This is a genomic window from Citrobacter tructae (assembly GCF_004684345.1).
Classification (GTDB): Bacteria; Pseudomonadota; Gammaproteobacteria; order Enterobacterales; family Enterobacteriaceae; genus Citrobacter; species Citrobacter tructae.
The window spans coordinates 3,653,582-3,671,916 of record NZ_CP038469.1 but is presented as its reverse complement, the minus strand read 5'-3'; the positions used below and the strand labels follow the sequence as shown (position 1 = coordinate 3,671,916).

General features: G+C 51.6%; 15 protein-coding genes. 9 read left to right on the top strand and 6 right to left on the bottom strand.

The genetic code is table 11. The features are described 5' to 3' along the window. Positions 1 to 570 precede the first annotated feature (570 nt). From E4Z61_RS18205 to E4Z61_RS18190, 4 genes are all read left to right on the top strand, one after another. Positions 571 to 1,860: an MFS transporter gene (locus tag E4Z61_RS18205; RefSeq protein ID WP_135323978.1), complete on the top strand. Its 1,290-nt coding sequence runs from the start codon at positions 571 to 573 to the stop codon at positions 1,858 to 1,860. After that, positions 1,832 to 2,857 (top strand): zinc-binding dehydrogenase, encoded by a 1,026-nt coding sequence (locus E4Z61_RS18200; RefSeq protein ID WP_135323977.1) that lies wholly within the window; start codon positions 1,832 to 1,834, stop codon positions 2,855 to 2,857. The genes E4Z61_RS18205 and E4Z61_RS18200 overlap by 29 nt, the downstream gene beginning before the upstream one ends. Before the next feature lie 20 nt (positions 2,858 to 2,877). After that, the gene (gene uxuA, locus E4Z61_RS18195) at positions 2,878 to 4,062 is read left to right on the top strand and encodes a mannonate dehydratase (protein ID WP_135323976.1); all 1,185 of its coding nucleotides are present in this window, start codon (positions 2,878 to 2,880) and stop codon (positions 4,060 to 4,062) included. A gap of 104 nt (positions 4,063 to 4,166) precedes the next feature. Further along, entirely contained in the window at positions 4,167 to 5,639 is a 1,473-nt protein-coding gene (locus E4Z61_RS18190) for a fructuronate reductase (RefSeq protein WP_135323975.1), read from the top strand. A gap of 8 nt (positions 5,640 to 5,647) precedes the next feature. Here the strand turns inward: E4Z61_RS18190 and E4Z61_RS18185 are convergent, their stop codons facing one another. Beyond that, entirely contained in the window at positions 5,648 to 6,319 is a 672-nt protein-coding gene (locus E4Z61_RS18185) for a FadR/GntR family transcriptional regulator (protein ID WP_135323974.1), read from the bottom strand. 139 nt (positions 6,320 to 6,458) lie between these two features. Further along, entirely contained in the window at positions 6,459 to 7,655 is a 1,197-nt protein-coding gene (locus tag E4Z61_RS18180; protein ID WP_135323973.1) for a BaiN/RdsA family NAD(P)/FAD-dependent oxidoreductase, read from the bottom strand. Positions 7,656 to 7,884: 229 nt separating this feature from the next. On the opposite strand from E4Z61_RS18180, the gene pitA reads away from it, so the two are divergent. Beyond that, the gene (gene pitA, locus E4Z61_RS18175) at positions 7,885 to 9,381 is read left to right on the top strand and encodes an inorganic phosphate transporter PitA (RefSeq protein ID WP_135323972.1); all 1,497 of its coding nucleotides are present in this window, start codon (positions 7,885 to 7,887) and stop codon (positions 9,379 to 9,381) included. A 65-nt stretch (positions 9,382 to 9,446) separates the two neighbouring features. Here the strand turns inward: pitA and uspB are convergent, their stop codons facing one another. Further along, the gene (uspB, locus tag E4Z61_RS18170) at positions 9,447 to 9,782 is read right to left on the bottom strand and encodes a universal stress protein UspB (RefSeq protein WP_096759190.1); all 336 of its coding nucleotides are present in this window, start codon (positions 9,780 to 9,782) and stop codon (positions 9,447 to 9,449) included. A 392-nt stretch (positions 9,783 to 10,174) separates the two neighbouring features. Here uspB and uspA point away from each other — a divergent pair, with 392 nt between their 5' ends. Together uspA and dtpB are read left to right on the top strand one after the other, a co-directional pair. Continuing rightward, complete coding sequence (gene uspA, locus E4Z61_RS18165; protein ID WP_003023368.1) at positions 10,175 to 10,612, top strand: universal stress protein UspA; 438 nt, start codon at positions 10,175 to 10,177, stop codon at positions 10,610 to 10,612. A 292-nt stretch (positions 10,613 to 10,904) separates the two neighbouring features. Further along, positions 10,905 to 12,377, top strand: coding sequence for a dipeptide/tripeptide permease DtpB (dtpB, locus tag E4Z61_RS18160; RefSeq protein ID WP_135323971.1), 1,473 nt, complete (start codon positions 10,905 to 10,907; stop codon positions 12,375 to 12,377). A gap of 87 nt (positions 12,378 to 12,464) precedes the next feature. On the opposite strand, the gene E4Z61_RS18155 is transcribed toward dtpB, so the two are convergent. Further along, on the bottom strand, positions 12,465 to 12,968 hold the full coding sequence (locus tag E4Z61_RS18155; protein ID WP_135323970.1) for an RrF2 family transcriptional regulator: 504 nt from the start codon (positions 12,966 to 12,968) through the stop codon (positions 12,465 to 12,467). Positions 12,969 to 13,198: 230 nt separating this feature from the next. Here E4Z61_RS18155 and E4Z61_RS18150 point away from each other — a divergent pair, with 230 nt between their 5' ends. After that, positions 13,199 to 14,398, top strand: coding sequence for an NAD(P)/FAD-dependent oxidoreductase (locus E4Z61_RS18150; protein WP_135323969.1), 1,200 nt, complete (start codon positions 13,199 to 13,201; stop codon positions 14,396 to 14,398). A gap of 43 nt (positions 14,399 to 14,441) precedes the next feature. Here E4Z61_RS18150 and rsmJ read toward each other — a convergent pair whose 3' ends face one another. Together rsmJ and prlC are read right to left on the bottom strand one after the other, a co-directional pair. Continuing rightward, positions 14,442 to 15,191, bottom strand: a complete 750-nt coding sequence (rsmJ, locus tag E4Z61_RS18145; RefSeq protein ID WP_135323968.1) for a 16S rRNA (guanine(1516)-N(2))-methyltransferase RsmJ — start codon at positions 15,189 to 15,191, stop codon at positions 14,442 to 14,444. 8 nt (positions 15,192 to 15,199) lie between these two features. Then, positions 15,200 to 17,242, bottom strand: coding sequence for an oligopeptidase A (gene prlC, locus E4Z61_RS18140; protein ID WP_135323967.1), 2,043 nt, complete (start codon positions 17,240 to 17,242; stop codon positions 15,200 to 15,202). A gap of 215 nt (positions 17,243 to 17,457) precedes the next feature. On the opposite strand from prlC, the gene E4Z61_RS18135 reads away from it, so the two are divergent. Next, entirely contained in the window at positions 17,458 to 18,300 is an 843-nt protein-coding gene (locus E4Z61_RS18135) for a 23S rRNA (adenine(2030)-N(6))-methyltransferase RlmJ (RefSeq protein ID WP_135323966.1), read from the top strand. The last annotated feature ends 35 nt before the right edge of the window (positions 18,301 to 18,335 follow it).

Here is an 18,335-nt window from a genome sequence, read left to right as displayed (position 1 = left end):
TGCGGACATGGCTTTCCCCTTCATAATATTCGGAAGAAGGTCGCCATTAGCTAAAAAATGCAATAAGAGACCATCTTAATTTCACAGATAGTCTCTTATCTAAAATCTGTATTTTTCCACTCTAGAAGGTAACGGAAAGTGTGTCAAAGCGACTTTACAGGCTAGCTTTGATTTTGTGATATGTAGCACAATTGTTAAGAAATGATTGCATAAACAAAACTTCTCCGCGGCATTTTCTGCTTATGCCAGCATGTCTCTTTGCTGTGGCTGGACGCTCCATCTGCGTTAACGCCAGACGTAGGCTGAACAAACGCCATTTTCTCGGTGCATCGTTAATGTAAAGCCCGCAATAAATAGACGTTGAATGTACGATTAGTTTTATCTCAAGTTAGCAGAATACAAATAAAATCATTTAAATTCATTGAATTACGATTATAGCCATTTGTTTATCATTATTTACTACGTTAATTTTTCGTTATGTTGATCACATTCACATCAAAATGGTGGTGATCTAAAAATAGATTTTAAATATTGTGGTCAGGCCGCTAGACCACAATATGAGGATATATGATGAAAAGAAAAACAATGGGATGGCTTATCGTTTTTCTTCTTTTTATAGTTTACATGCTTAACTATATGGATCGTTCAGCATTGTCGATCACCGCTCCACTCATTGAAAAGGAATTAGGATTTAATGCTGCTGAAATGGGTATGATATTCAGCGCATTCTTTGTTGGTTATGCACTGTTTAATTTTATCGGAGGCTGGGCCAGTGATAGATTTGGACCCAAGACCGTATTTATGGTCGCCGCACTACTTTGGTCCATATTTTGTGGGATGACCAGTCTGGTCACTGGTTTGTGGTCAATGCTTGCTGTACGTGTATTATTTGGCATGGCTGAAGGACCGGTCAGTGCAGCAGGTAATAAAATTATCAATAACTGGATTTCGCGCAAAGAATCAGCCACTGCCATTGGTATTTTTAGCGCAGGTTCACCACTAGGTGGCGCTATATCTGGTCCGGTAGTGGGTTTACTTGCACTTTCATTAGGTTGGCGTCCCGCATTCGGAATTATCTTCCTGTTTGGTTTGGTCTGGGTATTACTCTGGTATTTCATTGCCAGTGATAAACCCTCGAAGAGTAAGCACCTTGTCCCTGAGGAGCGTATCGATTTTGAAAACCATGATGACATTATTTTAGCGGGCGATGGCAAAGAAATGCCTTCTCTTGGCTACTATATGAAGCAACCGATGGTGTGGGCAACAACACTGGCGTTCTTCAGCTATAACTATATCCTTTTTTTCTTCCTGACCTGGTTTCCGAGCTATCTAAATCATTCGTTACATCTTGATATTAAAGAAATTAGCATTGCCACAGTCATCCCATGGGTCATTGGCGCTATCGGTATGGTTTTAGGTGGTGTGTGCTCTGACTTTATCTATCGCGTAACGGGAAATGCCCTTCTTTCTCGCCGCCTCATTCTCGGCGTATGCCTGGCGGGAGCTGCTATCTGCGTTGCGGTTTCAGGTACGGTTACCACCATCGGCAGCGCCGTATCACTGATGTCTGTCTCGCTGTTCCTGCTTTATTTAACTGGGCCAATTTATTGGGCAGTTATCCAGGACGTTGTTCATAAAGATAAAGTGGGTAGCGTCGGTGGGGCCATGCATGGACTGGCTAATATTTCCGGAATTATTGGTCCTCTGGTTACCGGGTTCATCGTCCAGTATAGCGGTAAATATGATTACGCATTCTATCTGGCCGGTGCTATTGCGATTGTTTCCAGCTGTCTGGTATTCGTATTTGTCAAAAACAAAGGATTAAAAGCCAATGAAAGTCAAAGCTATCTACATCAATAAACCTGGTGAAATTGAAACCCGCTGGGTTGATTACCCTGACAAAAAAGAGAATGAAGTACTGATTAAAGTTGATGCTGCCGGAATATGTGGTTCTGATATTGGAGCATTCCGAGGAACAAATCCATTGGTAACTTACCCACGTATTATTGGACATGAAGTCACTGGCGTTGTTATTAATTCAGGAAATGGCATGCCAGAGAATATAAAAGAAGGGGACCGCGTTATTGTTGACCCTTATATTTATTGCGGCCATTGCTACCCTTGTTCAGTCGGAAGAACAAATTGTTGCGAAAATCTAAAAGTGATTGGCGTGCATATTGATGGCGCAATGCAGGAGGTGGTTGCTCACCCTGCGCATTTGATTCACAAGATCCCCGACAGCGTCACCTCAGAGATGGCACCGCTGGCTGAACCACTGACTATCGCATTGCATGCCTTGCATCGAGCAAAGCTATCAGCCGGGGAACACGTCGCCATTATTGGAGCTGGCGCGATTGGTCTGATGGCGGCACTTAGCGCGTTACGCTATAACGCGACGCCTATTTTGATCGATATCGTGGAAGAGAGACTCCAGTATGCCAAATCGCTGGGCGTCCCGTACGTAATCAATCCGTCCAATACACAAGTTGTTGACGCGATAAAAGATATTACGCAGGGCACGATGGCCCAGGTCGTGGTTGAAGCCTCTGGTGCCAACAGCGCGATTCGCGAAACGCTGGATTTGGCCTCGTTTGCCGGTCGTATTGCCTTCACCGGCTGGCCAAAACAAGAAACATCGTTACCCACCAACCTGATCACGTTTAAGGAGCTGGATCTCCGTGGATCCCGCACCAGCGCAGGTGAGTTTGAAGAAGCGCTGCAGATGCTGGCAACACTGAACATCAATCCTTCGGATGTTGTCAGCAAAGTAGTGAGTATTGATGAGGTTCCTGCCGCCGTAAAAGAACTCGATCAATATCCGGAACGCTATCTGAAGATCAATGCGACCTTTCATTAATTTTCCCAGGAGATAAAACAATGGAACAAACCTGGCGTTGGTATGGCCCGAACGATCCCGTGTCGTTGTCCGATGTTCGTCAGGCCGGCGCAACCGGCGTGGTGACAGCGCTTCATCATATTCCAAACGGTGAAGTCTGGTCCGTAGAAGAAATTCTCAAGCGCAAAGAGATCGTAGAGAAAGCCGGTCTGGTCTGGTCGGTCGTGGAAAGCGTGCCGATTCATGAAGACATCAAGACCCATACAGGGCAGTACGAGCTGTGGATTAGAAATTATCAGCAGACGCTGCGTAATCTTGCCCAGTGCGGTATCTATACCGTGTGCTACAACTTCATGCCGGTTCTGGACTGGACCCGCACAGATCTGGAATATGAGTTGCCTGATGGCTCAAAAGCCCTGCGCTTCGACCAAATTGAATTCGCGGCCTTTGAGTTGCATATTCTCAAACGTCCGGGGGCTGAAGCGGATTACACTGCGGAAGAGGTAGCTCAGGCGAGTGAGCGCTTCGCCACCATGAGCGAAGAAGACAAAGCGCGACTGACACGAAACATTATTGCCGGTCTGCCAGGCGCCGAAGAAGGTTATACGCTGGACCAATTCCGTAACCACCTGGCGACTTATAAAAATATCGACAAAGCTACCCTGCGCGAGCACTTTGCCTTTTTCCTGCGGGCCATCGTCCCGGTTGCGGAAGAGGTTGGTGTACGTATGGCCGTTCACCCGGACGATCCGCCGCGCCCGATTCTTGGTCTGCCTCGCATTGTCTCCACCGTCGAAGATATGCAATGGATGGTGGAAACCGTCAACAATATGGCGAATGGCTTCACAATGTGTACTGGCTCTTATGGCGTGCGCGCAGACAACGATCTGGTTGATATGATTAAACAGTTCGGCCCGCGGATTTACTTTACGCATCTGCGTTCCACACAGCGCGAAGATAATCCCAAAACCTTCCATGAAGCGGCGCATCTTTCCGGCGATGTCGACATGTACAACGTGGTGAAAGCGATAGTCGAAGAAGAACAGCGGCGTAAAGATGAAGGTAACGCCGTCTTGATCCCCATGCGACCAGACCATGGTCATCAAATGCTTGATGATTTGAAAAAGAAAACCAACCCAGGTTATTCAGCTATTGGTCGCCTTAAAGGTCTGGCCGAAGTACGCGGCGTTGAGTTGGCTATTCAGCGCGCCTTCTTCAGCCACTAACGGCTTACCGCATGGTATCCCCTACCATGCGGATTTTCACATTCAGTCAGCACAGGTTTTTCATGCAGTATTATCATAGAAGGCATGAATGACAGGAGATTGTCATGGAAAAAAATATCGCTAACACCCAGGTTTCGGTCCCTCGCCCACAGTGGGACCGCTCGCGTCTGGTTTCCCGCATTGTGCATCTTGGTTGCGGAGCATTTCACCGTGCACACCAGGCGCTCTACACGCATCATCTGCTTGAATGCAGTGACGGCGACTGGGGCATTTGTGAAGTAAACTTGATGCCCGGCAACGATGCCGTACTGATTCAAAACCTGAAGAAACAAGATCTACTGTACACGGTTGCCGAACGTGGCGCACAAAGTACAGAACTTAAAATCATTGGCTCGATGAATGAAGCGCTACATCCAGAATTTGACGGCAGTGACGCGATTATCCGCGCAATGGCACGTCCAGAAACTGCCATTGTTTCACTGACCATTACCGAGAAAGGTTATTGTACAGACCCTGCCAGCGGCGAACTGGATCTGAATCACCCGTTTATCCAGCACGACATTGCTCATCCGCAGTCACCAAAATCGGCGATTGGCTATATTGTCGAAGCTCTGGCGTTGCGTCGCGAACAGGGATTAAAGGCCTTTACCGTGTTGTCCTGCGACAACCTGCGAGAAAATGGCCACGTTGCGAAAACTGCCGTTCTGGGTCTGGCGAATGCGCGCGACCCGCAGTTGGCGGAGTGGATTGCCAGGCATGTGACGTTTCCGTGTACGATGGTGGATCGTATTGTTCCGGCTGCAACAGAAGAGGCACTGGTGCAAATCGCCACACAACTGGGCGTTGAAGATCCCTGTGCCATTGCCTGTGAGCCATTCCGCCAGTGGGTTATTGAAGACAACTTTGTGAATGGTCGACCTGACTGGGATCGGGCTGGCGCGCAGTTTGTACAAGATGTTGTGCCGTTTGAAATGATGAAGCTGCGAATGCTCAATGGCAGCCACTCTTTCTTGGCCTACCTTGGCTATCTTGGCGGTTATGAAACAATTGCCGAGGCAATGACCAATTCGGCATATCGCAATGCCGTGCTGGCATTGATGCTTGAGGAACAAGCGCCAACATTATCGATGCCTGAAGGAACAGATTTGGCGGGTTATGCTGAGTTACTGATCGCGCGGTTTACCAATCCATCACTGAAGCACCGAACCTGGCAAATCGCGATGGACGGCAGCCAGAAGTTACCACAACGCTTGCTGGATCCCATCCGGTTACATTTGGCGAAAGGGGAAGATTATCGCCACCTGGCACTCGGCGTTGCGGGCTGGATACGCTATGTCAGCGGTGTGGATGAAAAAGGCGACCCGATTGACGTGGTTGATCCGCTGGCGGCGCAGTATCAGGCTATTTATCAAAAATATCCGTCAATAGAAGAACGAGTCCGGGCACTGCTGGCAATCGACACTATTTTTAGCTGGGATCTACGCGATAATACCGACTTTATTGCGCAGGTAACGGCTGCCTGCCAGCAATTGCACAGCATGGGAGCACGTGCAACGGTAGCCGTTTTGCATCGTTAGCCTTTTTATCAAAGACCGACTATCTGTCTGACATACGCCAAATGTTCCAGTGATTTTTGATAAGCACTGTCGGCATCAGCTTGGCGAATCGCTTCTACAATCGCTTTATGTTGTGTATTCATACTAGCTAATACGTCCTTGTTGCCGGACCGCTTGTCCAGTCCGGCATACGGGATATTGACGCGCTGTTCCCACAGCATACGCGACATATCGAGCAGTACACGATTCTGACTGGCTTCTGATACCGTCAAATGGAATTGCTTATCGAGGGAATAAAAGCCATGGACATTATTTTCGCTAATGGCTTGTTCCATACTGAGATAAAGCGCTTCAAGCTGGCTAATTAGCTCATTTTGTCCGGCTTGTGCAGCAAGGCGCGCACAGTGACTGTCGACCAGCTCGCGGGAGTAGAGTATTTCTTCAATGGTATAATCGCTGGTCGAATGCTTTTTATCTGCAACAATGACTCCGTTACCGGACTGGATAGTAATCCATCCTGAAATTTCCAGCACAATCAGCGCTTCCCTAAGCGATGCGCGGCTAACACCAAGTTGCTTCGCCAGTTCACGTTCGGGTGGTAAGAAACTTCCCGGTGGGAAGATACTATCATTGATAAGCTTAATAATGAGATTGGCTATCTTTTGATAGAGCCGCTCCTGTTTTACCTCAGGAATAACCATGAGCCTCCCGTTCCCTTTATCTGTGCGATTTTTAACTGATTATCATATCATTCCTGGAGTTAAGAAACGCACACCAGAGTCATTTCGTTGTATCACATGTGCATCTGATGTTTTGCTAATTATGTGCAGACAGGCTGTTTTACTCCCCGGAAACCAAATCCTGCGCGCAGGCCCAGGCGCTCGACCACGCCCACTGGAAATTATACCCGCCCAGCCAGCCGGTGACGTCCATAACTTCGCCGATGAAATAAAGGCCTGGTACTTTCCGGGCTTCCATCGTCCGTGATGACAGCTCGTTGGTGTCTACCCCACCCAGCGTCACTTCCGCCGTGCGATAACCTTCCGTTCCGTTTGGCTGCACACGCCATTCAGTCAGCGTTTCCAGCAGCGCTTGCTGATCGCGCACGTTAAGCTGCTTCAACGTCACGTCTGGAATTTGTCCCAACTGCTGCAAACACTCCACCAGTCGCTTCGGTAATTGCATCGCCAGTGTGTTCTTCAGACTCTGGTTTGGGTGCGCGCTGCGCTGTTCATCGAGGAAGCTTTCGAGGTCTACATCTGGCAACAAATTAATACTGACAAATTCACCAGGCTGCCAAAAACTGGAAATTTGCAGCACGGCCGGACCAGAAAGCCCGCGGTGCGTAAAGAGCAGGTTTTCGCGAAATACAGTGCCATCTCCAGCGGTAATAACGGAAGGGACAGAGACGCCTGAAAGCACCTGAAGCTGCTCCAGCAGCGGCTTATGCAACGTGAAAGGCACCAGACCTGCGCGCGTCGGCAAAACGTTCAGGCCGAACTGTTCGGCAATTTTATAACCAAATGGTGTCGCGCCTAGACCCGGCATAGAAAGCCCGCCGCTGGCTATTACCAGTTTTTTCGCACCGACGGTCGCACCGTTCAGCTCCAGCACAAAGCCCTCATCATCACGCGCGACGCTCAGGATTTCGCTACGTAACCGCATAGTTACGTTACCTTTTTCGCATTCCGCCACCAGCATATCGACAATCTGCTGCGCTGAGTCATCGCAAAAAAGCTGGCCGAGCGTTTTTTCATGCCAGGCAATACCGTGTTTACCTACCAGATCGATAAAATCCCACTGGGTATAGCGCGCCAGCGCTGACTTGCAAAAATGAGGGTTTTGACTCAAATAAGCTGCCGGCTCGACATAAAGATTGGTAAAGTTACAACGCCCCCCGCCAGACATGAGGATCTTACGTCCTGGCTTTTTACCATTATCAATAAGCAGTACTCGACTACCTGCTTGTCCCGCCTGCGCGGCACAAAACATACCCGCTGCGCCAGCACCTATAATAACGGTATCAAACCTTTCCACGTTGCGATCCTCTCTAAAAAGTGGGGATGAATTGTAAAGATTCCTCAGTGGCCTCACCAGCACCAAACCACCGATGAATAGTATTTATCTGAAATATATAGGATTATTCTTTAGTGGTATAAAATAAAGCAGGAGACAAATCAAAAAAACTCTATATTTCACTTTGCCCGCGCCGCCAAAGTCACTGATAATGCGCCGCGTTCATGTCCTCAAAATGGCGTAACGTCCTATGCTACATTTGTTTGCTGGCCTGGATTTACATACCGGGCTTTTACTATTGCTTGCTCTGGCTTTTGTCCTGTTCTACGAAGCAATTAACGGCTTCCACGATACAGCCAATGCCGTCGCTACCGTGATCTATACCCGTGCAATGCGTTCGCAGCTGGCGGTGATCATGGCTGCGGTGTTTAACTTCTTTGGTGTTTTGCTGGGCGGTCTCAGCGTAGCGTATGCCATCGTGCATATGTTGCCAACGGATCTGCTGCTCAACATGGGTTCATCACATGGTCTCGCCATGGTGTTCTCTATGCTGCTGGCGGCAATTATCTGGAACCTGGGTACCTGGTACTTTGGTTTGCCTGCATCCAGCTCCCACACGCTGATTGGCGCGATTATCGGTATTGGTTTAACCAATGCGTTGATGAACGGCACATCGGTCGTGGATGCACTTAACATCCCGAAAGTGATGGGTATTTTTGCCTCTCTTATCATCTCGCCGATTGTCGGCCTGGTGGTTGCAGGCGGCCTGATCTTTTTGCTGCGTCGCTACTGGAGCGGAACTAAAAAACGTGCCCGTATTCACCTGACGCCAGCAGAGCGTGAAAAGAAAGACGGCAAGAAAAAGCCGCCATTCTGGACGCGTATCGCACTGATCCTCTCCGCAATCGGCGTAGCGTTCTCTCATGGCGCAAACGACGGGCAGAAAGGCATTGGTCTGGTCATGCTGGTGCTGATTGGCGTAGCACCTGCCGGTTTCGTGGTCAATATGAACGCTTCCGGTTACGAAATTACCCGTACCCGTGATGCAATCAATAACGTCGAAACCTTCTTCCAGCAACGCCCTGATCTGCTCAAGCAGGCTACCGGCGTAGACCAACTGATTCCGTCACCGGAAGCCAGTGCTGCGACACCGACAGAGTTCCATTGTCACCCGGCGAACACCATTAACGCGCTTGAACGTGCGAAAGGTATGCTGGCGAATCTGGAAACCTACGACAAATTAAGTGTCGATCAGCGCGGACAACTGCGCCGTATTATGCTGTGCATTTCCGATACGACCGATAAAGTCGTGAAACTGCCTGGCGTAAGCAACGACGATCAGCGTCTGCTGAAGAAACTGAAAACTGACATGCTGAGCACCATTGAGTACGCTCCGGTGTGGATCATCATGGCCGTTGCGCTGGCTCTGGGCTGCGGTACGATGATTGGCTGGCGTCGCGTGGCAACCACTATCGGTGAGAAAATCGGTAAGAAAGGCATGACCTATGCTCAGGGGATGTCTGCGCAGATGACTGCCGCCGTCTCGATCGGTCTTGCCAGTTACACCGGTATGCCTGTTTCCACCACCCACGTTCTCTCCTCTTCCGTTGCGGGGACGATGGTTGTTGACGGTGGCGGCTTGCAGCGGAAAACCGTGACAAGCATTCTTATGGCCTGGGTCTTTACCCTGCCTGCGGCGATTATTCTTTCTGGGGGGCTGTACTGGCTCTCCCTGAAGCTGATCTAAGCGTAATGCACAATAAAAAAGCGGGCCTGCAAACAGGTCCGCTTTTTTTAACGCTGTTATCAGGCTCAGTGCCAGATAATCAGCGCAACCATACTGATCAATACCAGGCCGCATAACGAACTGGTGAGAATGAACTGGCCGCGAACTCGCTCACAGCGGCGAATAAACTCATCATCATGATGATCGCGGTAACGCTGAGCGTAGATATACCACACCAGACGCATCTGCTTGTTGGGTTGCCCATGCGAGGTAAAAAAACCTCCGCCATCAACATACTGGTAAAGCAATGGATCGCAACCACGAAGTACCACTAACAGTGCGCGTAACGACGAAAAATAGCGCGCCATATTAACAATGCAAACGACACACAAAGCCCAGAATAACGCAATGGTGCTTATCATACCCCCTCCCCGGCGACCCGCCCACGGAACTCCTCTGTGAGACTACCGCTCCCCGATACCCTACCAAACTATACAGTGAAGAGTGCTACCGAAACCGCTCGTGTTAGTGTCTCGCATCCGAACGCCTCTCTAGATAGTGTAGGAGATTAGTTAATTTTTTTGCCAGAAGGTTAATCGCTATCAATGCAATTAACTGAAAAATTTGTTTAACTAATTGGCAAGCAAGGCGGATTGACGGATTATCCAGGTCGCTATAATGTAAGGATAGTCCTTAAAGGGTATATTTTACGACTGGGCTAGCCCCGCGCGTAAGGTCCGCAGGATGCGGATGACGCGGCGGCAAACGATCGCCAGAAGGCTAGTCATCGACAACTTATGGAAGGAGTAACACTATGGCTTATAAACACATTCTCATCGCGGTTGATCTTTCTCCGGAAAGCAAAGTTCTGGTTGAAAAAGCGGTCTCTATGGCGCGGCCTTACAATGCAAAAGTCTCCCTTATCCACGTTGACGTAAACTATTCCGACCTGTACACCGGGTTAATTGACGTGAATCTGGGCGACATGCAGAAACGCATTTCTGAAGAAACTCACCACGCGTTAACCGAGCTGTCCACCAACGCAGGCTACCCTATCACCGAAACCCTGAGCGGTAGCGGCGATCTGGGTCAGGTGTTGGTTGATGCCATCAAGAAATACGATATGGACCTGGTCGTTTGCGGTCATCACCAGGATTTCTGGAGCAAGCTGATGTCTTCTGCGCGCCAACTGATCAACACCGTTCACGTCGACATGTTGATTGTTCCGCTGCGAGATGACGAAGAAGCATAAAATGCTAGCTTCCGGGGTGTAGCCCGCCCCGCTGCAAACATTTAAATCTGTAAGCGCCCGCCTGTGCGGGCGTTTTTGTTTTTGTACCCTTCATACAAATCAGTATTCATTAGTACATCAACCCAACAAATAAATCATAATTAGTGTGATCAACTAATTGGATCGAAAATTATCTCTATAATACTCTACCCTCGCGGCAAATCACCGCAGTCTATAACAAAATAAGACTTTTTCGGCGCGTTTTAGATTACGCGTTCATACTTTTCGGGATGGCTTTGAAAGGCGAAGGAATATGAATACACGAGCACCTACGGGCTTGCTGCAGCAACCTCGTCCGTTCTTCATGATCTTTTTTGTAGAGTTATGGGAACGATTTGGCTATTACGGCGTTCAGGGCATCCTGGCGGTATTTTTTGTTAAACAACTCGGGTTCTCTCAGGAACAGGCGTTTATCACCTTCGGTGCGTTTGCCGCGCTGGTGTACGGCCTGATCTCCATTGGCGGCTACGTCGGTGACCACCTGCTGGGTACCAAGCGCACGCTGGTTCTCGGTGCCATCGTGTTAGCTATTGGCTACTTCATGACCGGGATGTCGCTGCTGAAACCCGATCTGATCTTTATCGCTCTCGGCACCATTGCCGTTGGTAATGGGCTGTTTAAAGCTAACCCGGCAAGCCTGCTGTCAAAATGCTATCCGCCAAAAGACGCCCGACTGGACGGCGCCTTCACCCTGTTTTATATGTCGATTAACATCGGTTCCCTGCTGTCACTGTCGCTGGCCCCGGTCATTGCTGATAAGTTTGGCTATGCGGTAACCTATAACCTGTGCGGGGCGGGGCTTATCGTCGCGCTGCTGGTTTATTTTGCCTGCCGTGGGATGGTGAAGGACATTGGTTCTGAGCCAGACCATAAGCCGTTGGTATTCCGCAACCTGCTCTGTGTACTGGCCGGTACGGTGGTAATGATATTCGTGTGTGCCTGGCTGATGCACAACGTTAAAATTGCCAACCTGGTGCTGATCTTCCTGTCGATTGTCGTCACCATCATCTTCTTCCGCCAGGCATTCAAACTGGATAAAACCGGGCGCAATAAGATGTTCGTGGCCTTTATCCTGATGCTGGAAGCCGTAGTGTTCTACGTGCTGTACGCGCAGATGCCAACCTCTCTGAACTTCTTTGCCATCAATAACGTGCACCATGAAATTCTGGGCTTTGCCATCAACCCGGTGAGCTTCCAGGCATTGAACCCGTTCTGGGTTGTGCTTGCCAGCCCGGTCTTGGCGGTTATTTATACCCGTCTGGGCAACAAAGGCAAAGACCTGACCATGCCGATGAAGTTTACGCTCGGTATGTTCCTGTGTTCACTGGGCTTCCTGACCGCAGCCGCCGCCGGTATGTGGTTTGCCGATGCGCAGGGGCTGACTTCACCGTGGTTTATTGTGCTGGTGTATCTGTTCCAGAGTCTGGGTGAGTTGCTGATTAGCGCCCTGGGGCTGGCAATGGTCGCCGCACTGGTGCCGCAGCATCTAATGGGCTTTATTCTGGGAATGTGGTTCCTGACCCAGGCTGCGGCCTTCCTGATGGGTGGTTACGTGGCAACGTTCACCGCTGTACCGGAAAACATCACCGACCCGCTACAGACGCTGCCTATCTATACCAACGTCTTCAGTAAAATCGGTCTGGTTACGCTGGCAGTAACGGTGGTAATGGCGATAATGGTGCCATGGCTGAACCGGATGATTAATACGCCAAGTACTGAGCAATAAGCCCCAGTGCCGGATGGTGGCAAGCGCCTTATCCGGCCTTCATTTCGCGTGCCCGAATAGCCTTGCGCCATCGGGCATTTTGAGTGGTTATCCTTTGCGGGCATCGATCCAGTCCTGCACTTCAACGACAAAAGTATCCGGAGCTTTGCGGTACATCTTGCGGGCTAAATCCAGGATTGTGTGCTGACCGAGTGCTTCTTCCATGCGCTGCTGCGCCATGTCCATCACTGAGCGCACGCCGCAAATCCCTTCACAGGCCCACTCCGGCGGATGCTCCTCGAAAACGGCTAAGCGCTGGCGGATTTCGCGGCATTCGAAGATGCGCTTGTCGCCGTCAATGGCATTGACCACGTCCAGCACCGTGATGTGCTCGGCGGGCCTGGCGAGCTGAAAACCACCGCCCTTCCCTTCAATGCTGCGCACCAGTCCGGCCTTCGACAGACGGGTAAAAATTTTAGCCAGATAGTCATACGGTACGCTTTGCAACTCGGCAATTTCCCGCACGCTCATATCCCGCGCATCGCCCTTACTATCGACCATACACATCAGACTATGGATGCCGTACTCAACCCCGGAACTGTAGAATGCCATTCTCTTATCTCAGCCAAAATGATTCTGAGTTATTGTAGCTTTTTCAGCTTACAGTTTCCATAACCTCCGAACACCCCCTCATTCAACAAAACTATAATTAATTAAATATCAAACAGATAATCACAAAACTATACGTAAACCCGGCTGTTTGTACGAAATCACATTGCAATTTCTAACTACGACCAATAAAATCCGAGTAAATAATTCGTAGTCACCAGAGAGAAACTCCAATGCGTAAACAAATTCTGATCGTGGGCGCCGGTTTTGCCGGTATGTGGGCAGCATTAAGCGCCGCACGACTGGCAGATAAACATCAGCAGTCCATTGATATTACGGTTATTGCTCCGCAACCAGAGCTGCGCGTACGCCCGCGTTTTTATGAGAATGACGTCCAGACGCTGGTCGCACCGCTGCAGCCGCTGTTTGATGTCACCGGTGTGAACTTTCTGTGCGGCACGGTAACGCAGTTGCTTCCGCAATCCAAAGAAGTGAGCTGGACAGACGCAACGGGTAAAAAACAACTTCTTAGCTACGACCGACTGATTCTGGCAAGCGGCAGTCAGGTAAATCGTTCAATGGTCGCCGGAGCCGCGCAGCACGCCTTCGACCTCGATCAGCTGGAAAGCGCAGCCGTACTGGAGCAACATCTGAAGGATCTCGCACACCGACCGGAAAGCGAAGCACGCAATACCGTAGTGGTCTGCGGCGGCGGTTTTACTGGTATCGAAATGGCGCTGGAATTACCGGGTCGCCTGCGCGACATTCTCGGTGCTGATGCTAAGACCAGAGTTGTCGTAGTTGAACGCGGTCCACAGCCGGGCGCACGCTGGAGCCAGGAATTGCGTGATGTGATCGCCGAGGCCTCTGCGGAACTGGGCGTGGAATGGCGGGTCAATGCGGAAGTCGAAAGCGTGGACGCGTCCGGCGTAACGCTGAAAGATGGACAGACAATTGCATCACAAACCGTTATCTGGACGGTCGGCGTTCAGGCGAACGGCTTAACGGCACAGATCGACGCCCCGCGCGATCGTCAGGGCCGCCTGCATGTAAATGCAAATCTTCAGGTTGTGGGTCATGAGGATATCTACGCGACGGGTGATGTTGCCTACGCCGCCACCGATGATAAGGGTAACCATGCGCTGATGACCTGCCAGCACGCCATTCTGTTGGGTAAATTTGCCGGGAATAACGCTGCCGCCAGCCTGCTCGACGTCGCACCACTACCGTACCGTCAGGAAAACTACGTCACCTGTCTGGATCTCGGCGCCTGGGGCGCGGTATATAGCGAAGGGTGGGATCAGCAGGTAAAACTGACGCGTGCAGAAGCGAAGAAGCTGAAAGTGTCGATTGTTAGCGAACTGATTTATCCGCCGAAGGCCGACCGCGCAGTGGCGTTTGAGATTGCCGATCCGCTGGCACCGTTTGTGTAACCGGCATAGCCAGATGCGGCTAACGCCTCATCTGGCCTGGAAACTACTCTGTACCCGCGTAGATATCAAACCGATGCCCTTTGGTCACCACCGCGTTCGGCGTTGCCACGTCCGCCAGCGGCGGTGCGTAGTCCGGGCGCTTGACCACCACGCGTTTGGTGGCCAACTGGCGCGCAGGTTCCAGCAGGCCATCGGCGTCTAAATCAGGACCCACCAGCGACTGGAACACGCGCATCTCTTTTTTCACCAGCGCGCTTTTCTGCTTATGCGGGAACATCGGGTCGAGATAGACCACCTGCGGACGCGGGGTGATATCGGTTAACGCCGTCAGGCTGGAGGCGTGGATCAGTTGCAACCGTTCCTGTAGCCAGGAACCGATTTCCGCATCGGCATAGCCACGCACCAAGCCATCGTCGAGCAACGCTGCCACCACCGGATTACGTTCCAGCATCCGCACGCGACAGCCCACCGACGCCAGCACGAACGCATCGCGTCCCAGCCCGGCAGTCGCGTCAACCACGTCCGGCAGATAATCGCCTTTCACGCCAACGGCTTTCGCCACCGCTTCGCCGCGACCGCCGCCGAACTTGCGACGGTGCGCCATCGCCCCGCCGACGAAATCAACGAAGATGCCGCCAAGCTTTGGCTCATCGCGTTTACGCAGTTCCAGATGCTCTGGTGTCATCACCAGCGCCATCAGATTGTCTTCATCGTGTTCCAGCCCCCAGCGAGCGGCCAGAACAGATAAGGCGCCGTCTCCGGCGCCTGTTTCATCAAGTAAGCAGATCTTCACGCGAATAATTAGCCTTTAATCCCGTAATGCTCCAGCATCGCATCCAACTGCGGTTCACGGCCACGGAAGCGTTTAAACAATTCCATTGGCTCTTCAGAACCGCCACGGGTCAGGATGTTTTCGAGGAACGACTGACCGGTTTCACGGTTGAAAATCCCTTCGTCTTCAAAGCGAGAGAATGCATCCGCCGCCAGCACGTCGGCCCACAGATAGCTGTAATAACCCGCTGCGTAACCCCCGGCAAAAATATGGCTGAAGGCATGCGGGAAGCGACCCCATGTTGGACCCGGTACCACGGCAACCTGCTTTTTAATCTCCGCCAGGGTGTCGAGGATTTTCGCCCCTTGCTGCGGGTTAAACTCAGCGTGCAGACGGAAGTCGAACAGTCCGAACTCCAATTGGCGCAGGATGAACAGCGCCGCCTGGTAGTTTTTCGCCGCCAGCATTTTATCCAGCAGTTCTTTCGGCAGCGGTTCGCCGGTTTCATAGTGACCGGAGATAAACGCCAGCGCTTCCGGCTCCCAGCACCAGTTTTCCATAAACTGGCTCGGCAGTTCGACGGCATCCCACGGTACACCGTTGATGCCGGAAACACCGGCCGTTTCGATACGAGTCAGCATGTGGTGCAAACCGTGACCGAATTCGTGGAACAGGGTGATCACTTCGTCGTGGGTAAACAGCGCCGGTTTGCCGCTGACCGGACGGTTAAAGTTACAGGTCAGGTAGGCGACCGGTTTTTGCAGCGTGCCGTCGGTTTTACGCATCTGGCCGACGCAGTCATCCATCCACGCCCCGCCACGTTTGTTTTCGCGGGCGTAGAGGTCAAGATAGAAGCTGCCGCGCAGCTCGTTGTGTTCGTCATATAGCTCAAAGAAACGCACTTCCGGGTGCCAGACGTCAACATCGGTACGCTCTTTGGCGGTAATGCCGTAAATGCGTTTAACCACTTCGAACAGGCCGTTAACCGCTTTGTTTTCAGGGAAGTATGGGCGCAGTTGCTCGTCACTGATGCTGTACAGATGCTGTTTCTGTTTCTCGCTGTAGTACGCGATATCCCACGGCTGCAGCTCATCAACACCAAACTCAGCTTTGGCGAAGGCGCGCAACTGGGCCAGCTCTTTTTCACCCTGCGGACGAGCACGTTTTGCCAGATCGGTCAGGAAGTCGAGCACCTGCTGCGGGTTCTCCGCCATTTTGGTGGCAAGAGATTTAAAGGCGTAGCTTTCAAAGCCCAGCAGTTGAGCCAGCTCGTGGCGCAGCGCGAGGATTTCTTCCATCACTGGGCTGTTGTCCCATTTGCCCGCATTTGGTCCTTGGTCAGACGCGCGGGTGGAGTAGGCGCGGTACAGTTCTTCACGCAGCGCCTGGTTGTCGCAATAGGTCATCACCGGCAGGTAGCTCGGGATATCCAGCGTCAGCAGGTAGCCTTCTTGCTCTTTCGCTTCGGCCTGAGCTTTTGCCGCCGCCAAGGCACTTTCCGGCATGCCGGACAGCTCAGATTCGTCGGTGACCAGCTTGGTCCAGCCCATAGTGGCGTCGAGCACATTGTTGCTGTACTGGTTGCCCAGTTCAGACAAGCGGGTAGCAATTTCACCGTAGCGCAGCTGTTTTTCTTTCGGCAGGCCGATACCGGAAAGCTCAAAATCACGCAGCGCGTTATCGACGGCCTTTTTCTGTGCGGTATTCAGGGTGGCGTAATGATCACCATCACGCAGATCGCGGTACGCCTGGTACAGACCTTCATGTTGCCCAACCCAGGTACTGTATTCAGACAGCAGCGGCAGCGTTTGCTCGTAGGCTTCACGCAGCTCCGGGCTGTTTTTCACCGAGTTCAGGTGGCTGACCGGAGAGAAAATACGCCCCAGGACATCGTCCACTTCCGCAAGCCGCTGGCAAAGATTTTCCCAGGTGTACGGCGCCCCTTGCGCAACCACACGCTCAACGTTTTCACGGCAATCGTTCAGTGCCTTGGTGACGGCGGGTACAACATGCTCCGGCTGAATTTTGGAAAACGGCGGCAGTTCGAAGGGAGTCAGCAATGGATTGGTCATTAGCGCAGTCCTGTTGAAAAGAGTGAATGAAGCGCGCATACCGGCGCTGTGCATATTATTTGTAGAATGGGGTTAAGTGTAGAGGATTTCAATGCCAGGCGTTGCGCTTTCGCGGCGGTGGCGACTTTTCTGTATACTGTGGCGATACGCTCTATTTTCGCCTGAGGGCACGCAGCTTATCGGGCCTACGTTTACAACCTGGAACACGTTTACCCATGCTCAGTTATCGCCACAGCTTCCACGCTGGCAACCACGCCGACGTCCTTAAACACACCGTTCAGAGCTTGATCATCGAGTCGCTCAAAGAGAAAGATAAACCGTTTCTCTATCTGGATACCCACGCCGGTGCGGGTCGTTATCAGCTGAGCAGTGAGCGTGCTGAACGTACCGGAGAATATCTGGAAGGCATCGCCCGCATCTGGCAGCAGGACGATCTGCCAGCAGAGCTGGAGCCGTACATCAGTGTGGTTAACCATTTCAACCGCAGCGGCCAGTTGCGTTACTACCCTGGCTCTCCGTTAATTGCTCGCCAGTTGCTGCGCGAACAGGACAGCCTGCAATTAACCGAACTGCACCCGAGCGATTTTCCGCTGCTGCGCTCCGAGTTTCAGAAAGATGAGCGCGCGCGCGTGGCAAAAGCCGACGGCTATCAGCAGCTGAAAGCTAAATTACCGCCGGTCTCCCGTCGCGGGCTGATCCTCATCGATCCCCCGTACGAAATTAAAACCGACTATCAGGCAGTAGTAACCGGCATTCACGAAGGTTACAAACGCTTTGCCACCGGCACGTATGCCTTGTGGTATCCGGTCGTGCTGCGTCAGCAAATTAAACGCATGATCAAAGATCTCGAAGCGACCGGCATTCGCCGCATCCTGCAAATTGAGCTGGCGGTTCGTCCGGACAGCGATCAACGCGGCATGACGGCGTCCGGCATGATTGTGGTTAACCCACCGTGGAAGCTGGAACAACAGATGAACAACGTGCTGCCATGGCTGCACAGCAAACTGGTTCCGGCGGGAACCGGGCATACCTCGGTAAGCTGGATCGTGCCGGAGTAATCGCAGCCATCGGTGGAACCTTTTGATTTCAGGTA

Coding starts and splice junctions, on each gene's coding strand:
- pitA (WP_135323972.1), top strand. CDS start 7,885: ATGCTACATTTGTTTGCTGGCCTGGATTTACATACCGGGCTTTTACTA.
- E4Z61_RS18205 (WP_135323978.1), top strand. CDS start 571: ATGAAAAGAAAAACAATGGGATGGCTTATCGTTTTTCTTCTTTTTATA.
- uspA (WP_003023368.1), top strand. CDS start 10,175: ATGGCTTATAAACACATTCTCATCGCGGTTGATCTTTCTCCGGAAAGC.
- E4Z61_RS18135 (WP_135323966.1), top strand. CDS start 17,458: ATGCTCAGTTATCGCCACAGCTTCCACGCTGGCAACCACGCCGACGTC.
- E4Z61_RS18185 (WP_135323974.1), bottom strand. CDS start 6,319: ATGGTTATTCCTGAGGTAAAACAGGAGCGGCTCTATCAAAAGATAGCC.
- prlC (WP_135323967.1), bottom strand. CDS start 17,242: ATGACCAATCCATTGCTGACTCCCTTCGAACTGCCGCCGTTTTCCAAA.
- E4Z61_RS18190 (WP_135323975.1), top strand. CDS start 4,167: ATGGAAAAAAATATCGCTAACACCCAGGTTTCGGTCCCTCGCCCACAG.
- E4Z61_RS18155 (WP_135323970.1), bottom strand. CDS start 12,968: ATGGCATTCTACAGTTCCGGGGTTGAGTACGGCATCCATAGTCTGATG.
- uxuA (WP_135323976.1), top strand. CDS start 2,878: ATGGAACAAACCTGGCGTTGGTATGGCCCGAACGATCCCGTGTCGTTG.
- dtpB (WP_135323971.1), top strand. CDS start 10,905: ATGAATACACGAGCACCTACGGGCTTGCTGCAGCAACCTCGTCCGTTC.
- E4Z61_RS18200 (WP_135323977.1), top strand. CDS start 1,832: ATGAAAGTCAAAGCTATCTACATCAATAAACCTGGTGAAATTGAAACC.
- E4Z61_RS18150 (WP_135323969.1), top strand. CDS start 13,199: ATGCGTAAACAAATTCTGATCGTGGGCGCCGGTTTTGCCGGTATGTGG.
- uspB (WP_096759190.1), bottom strand. CDS start 9,782: ATGATAAGCACCATTGCGTTATTCTGGGCTTTGTGTGTCGTTTGCATT.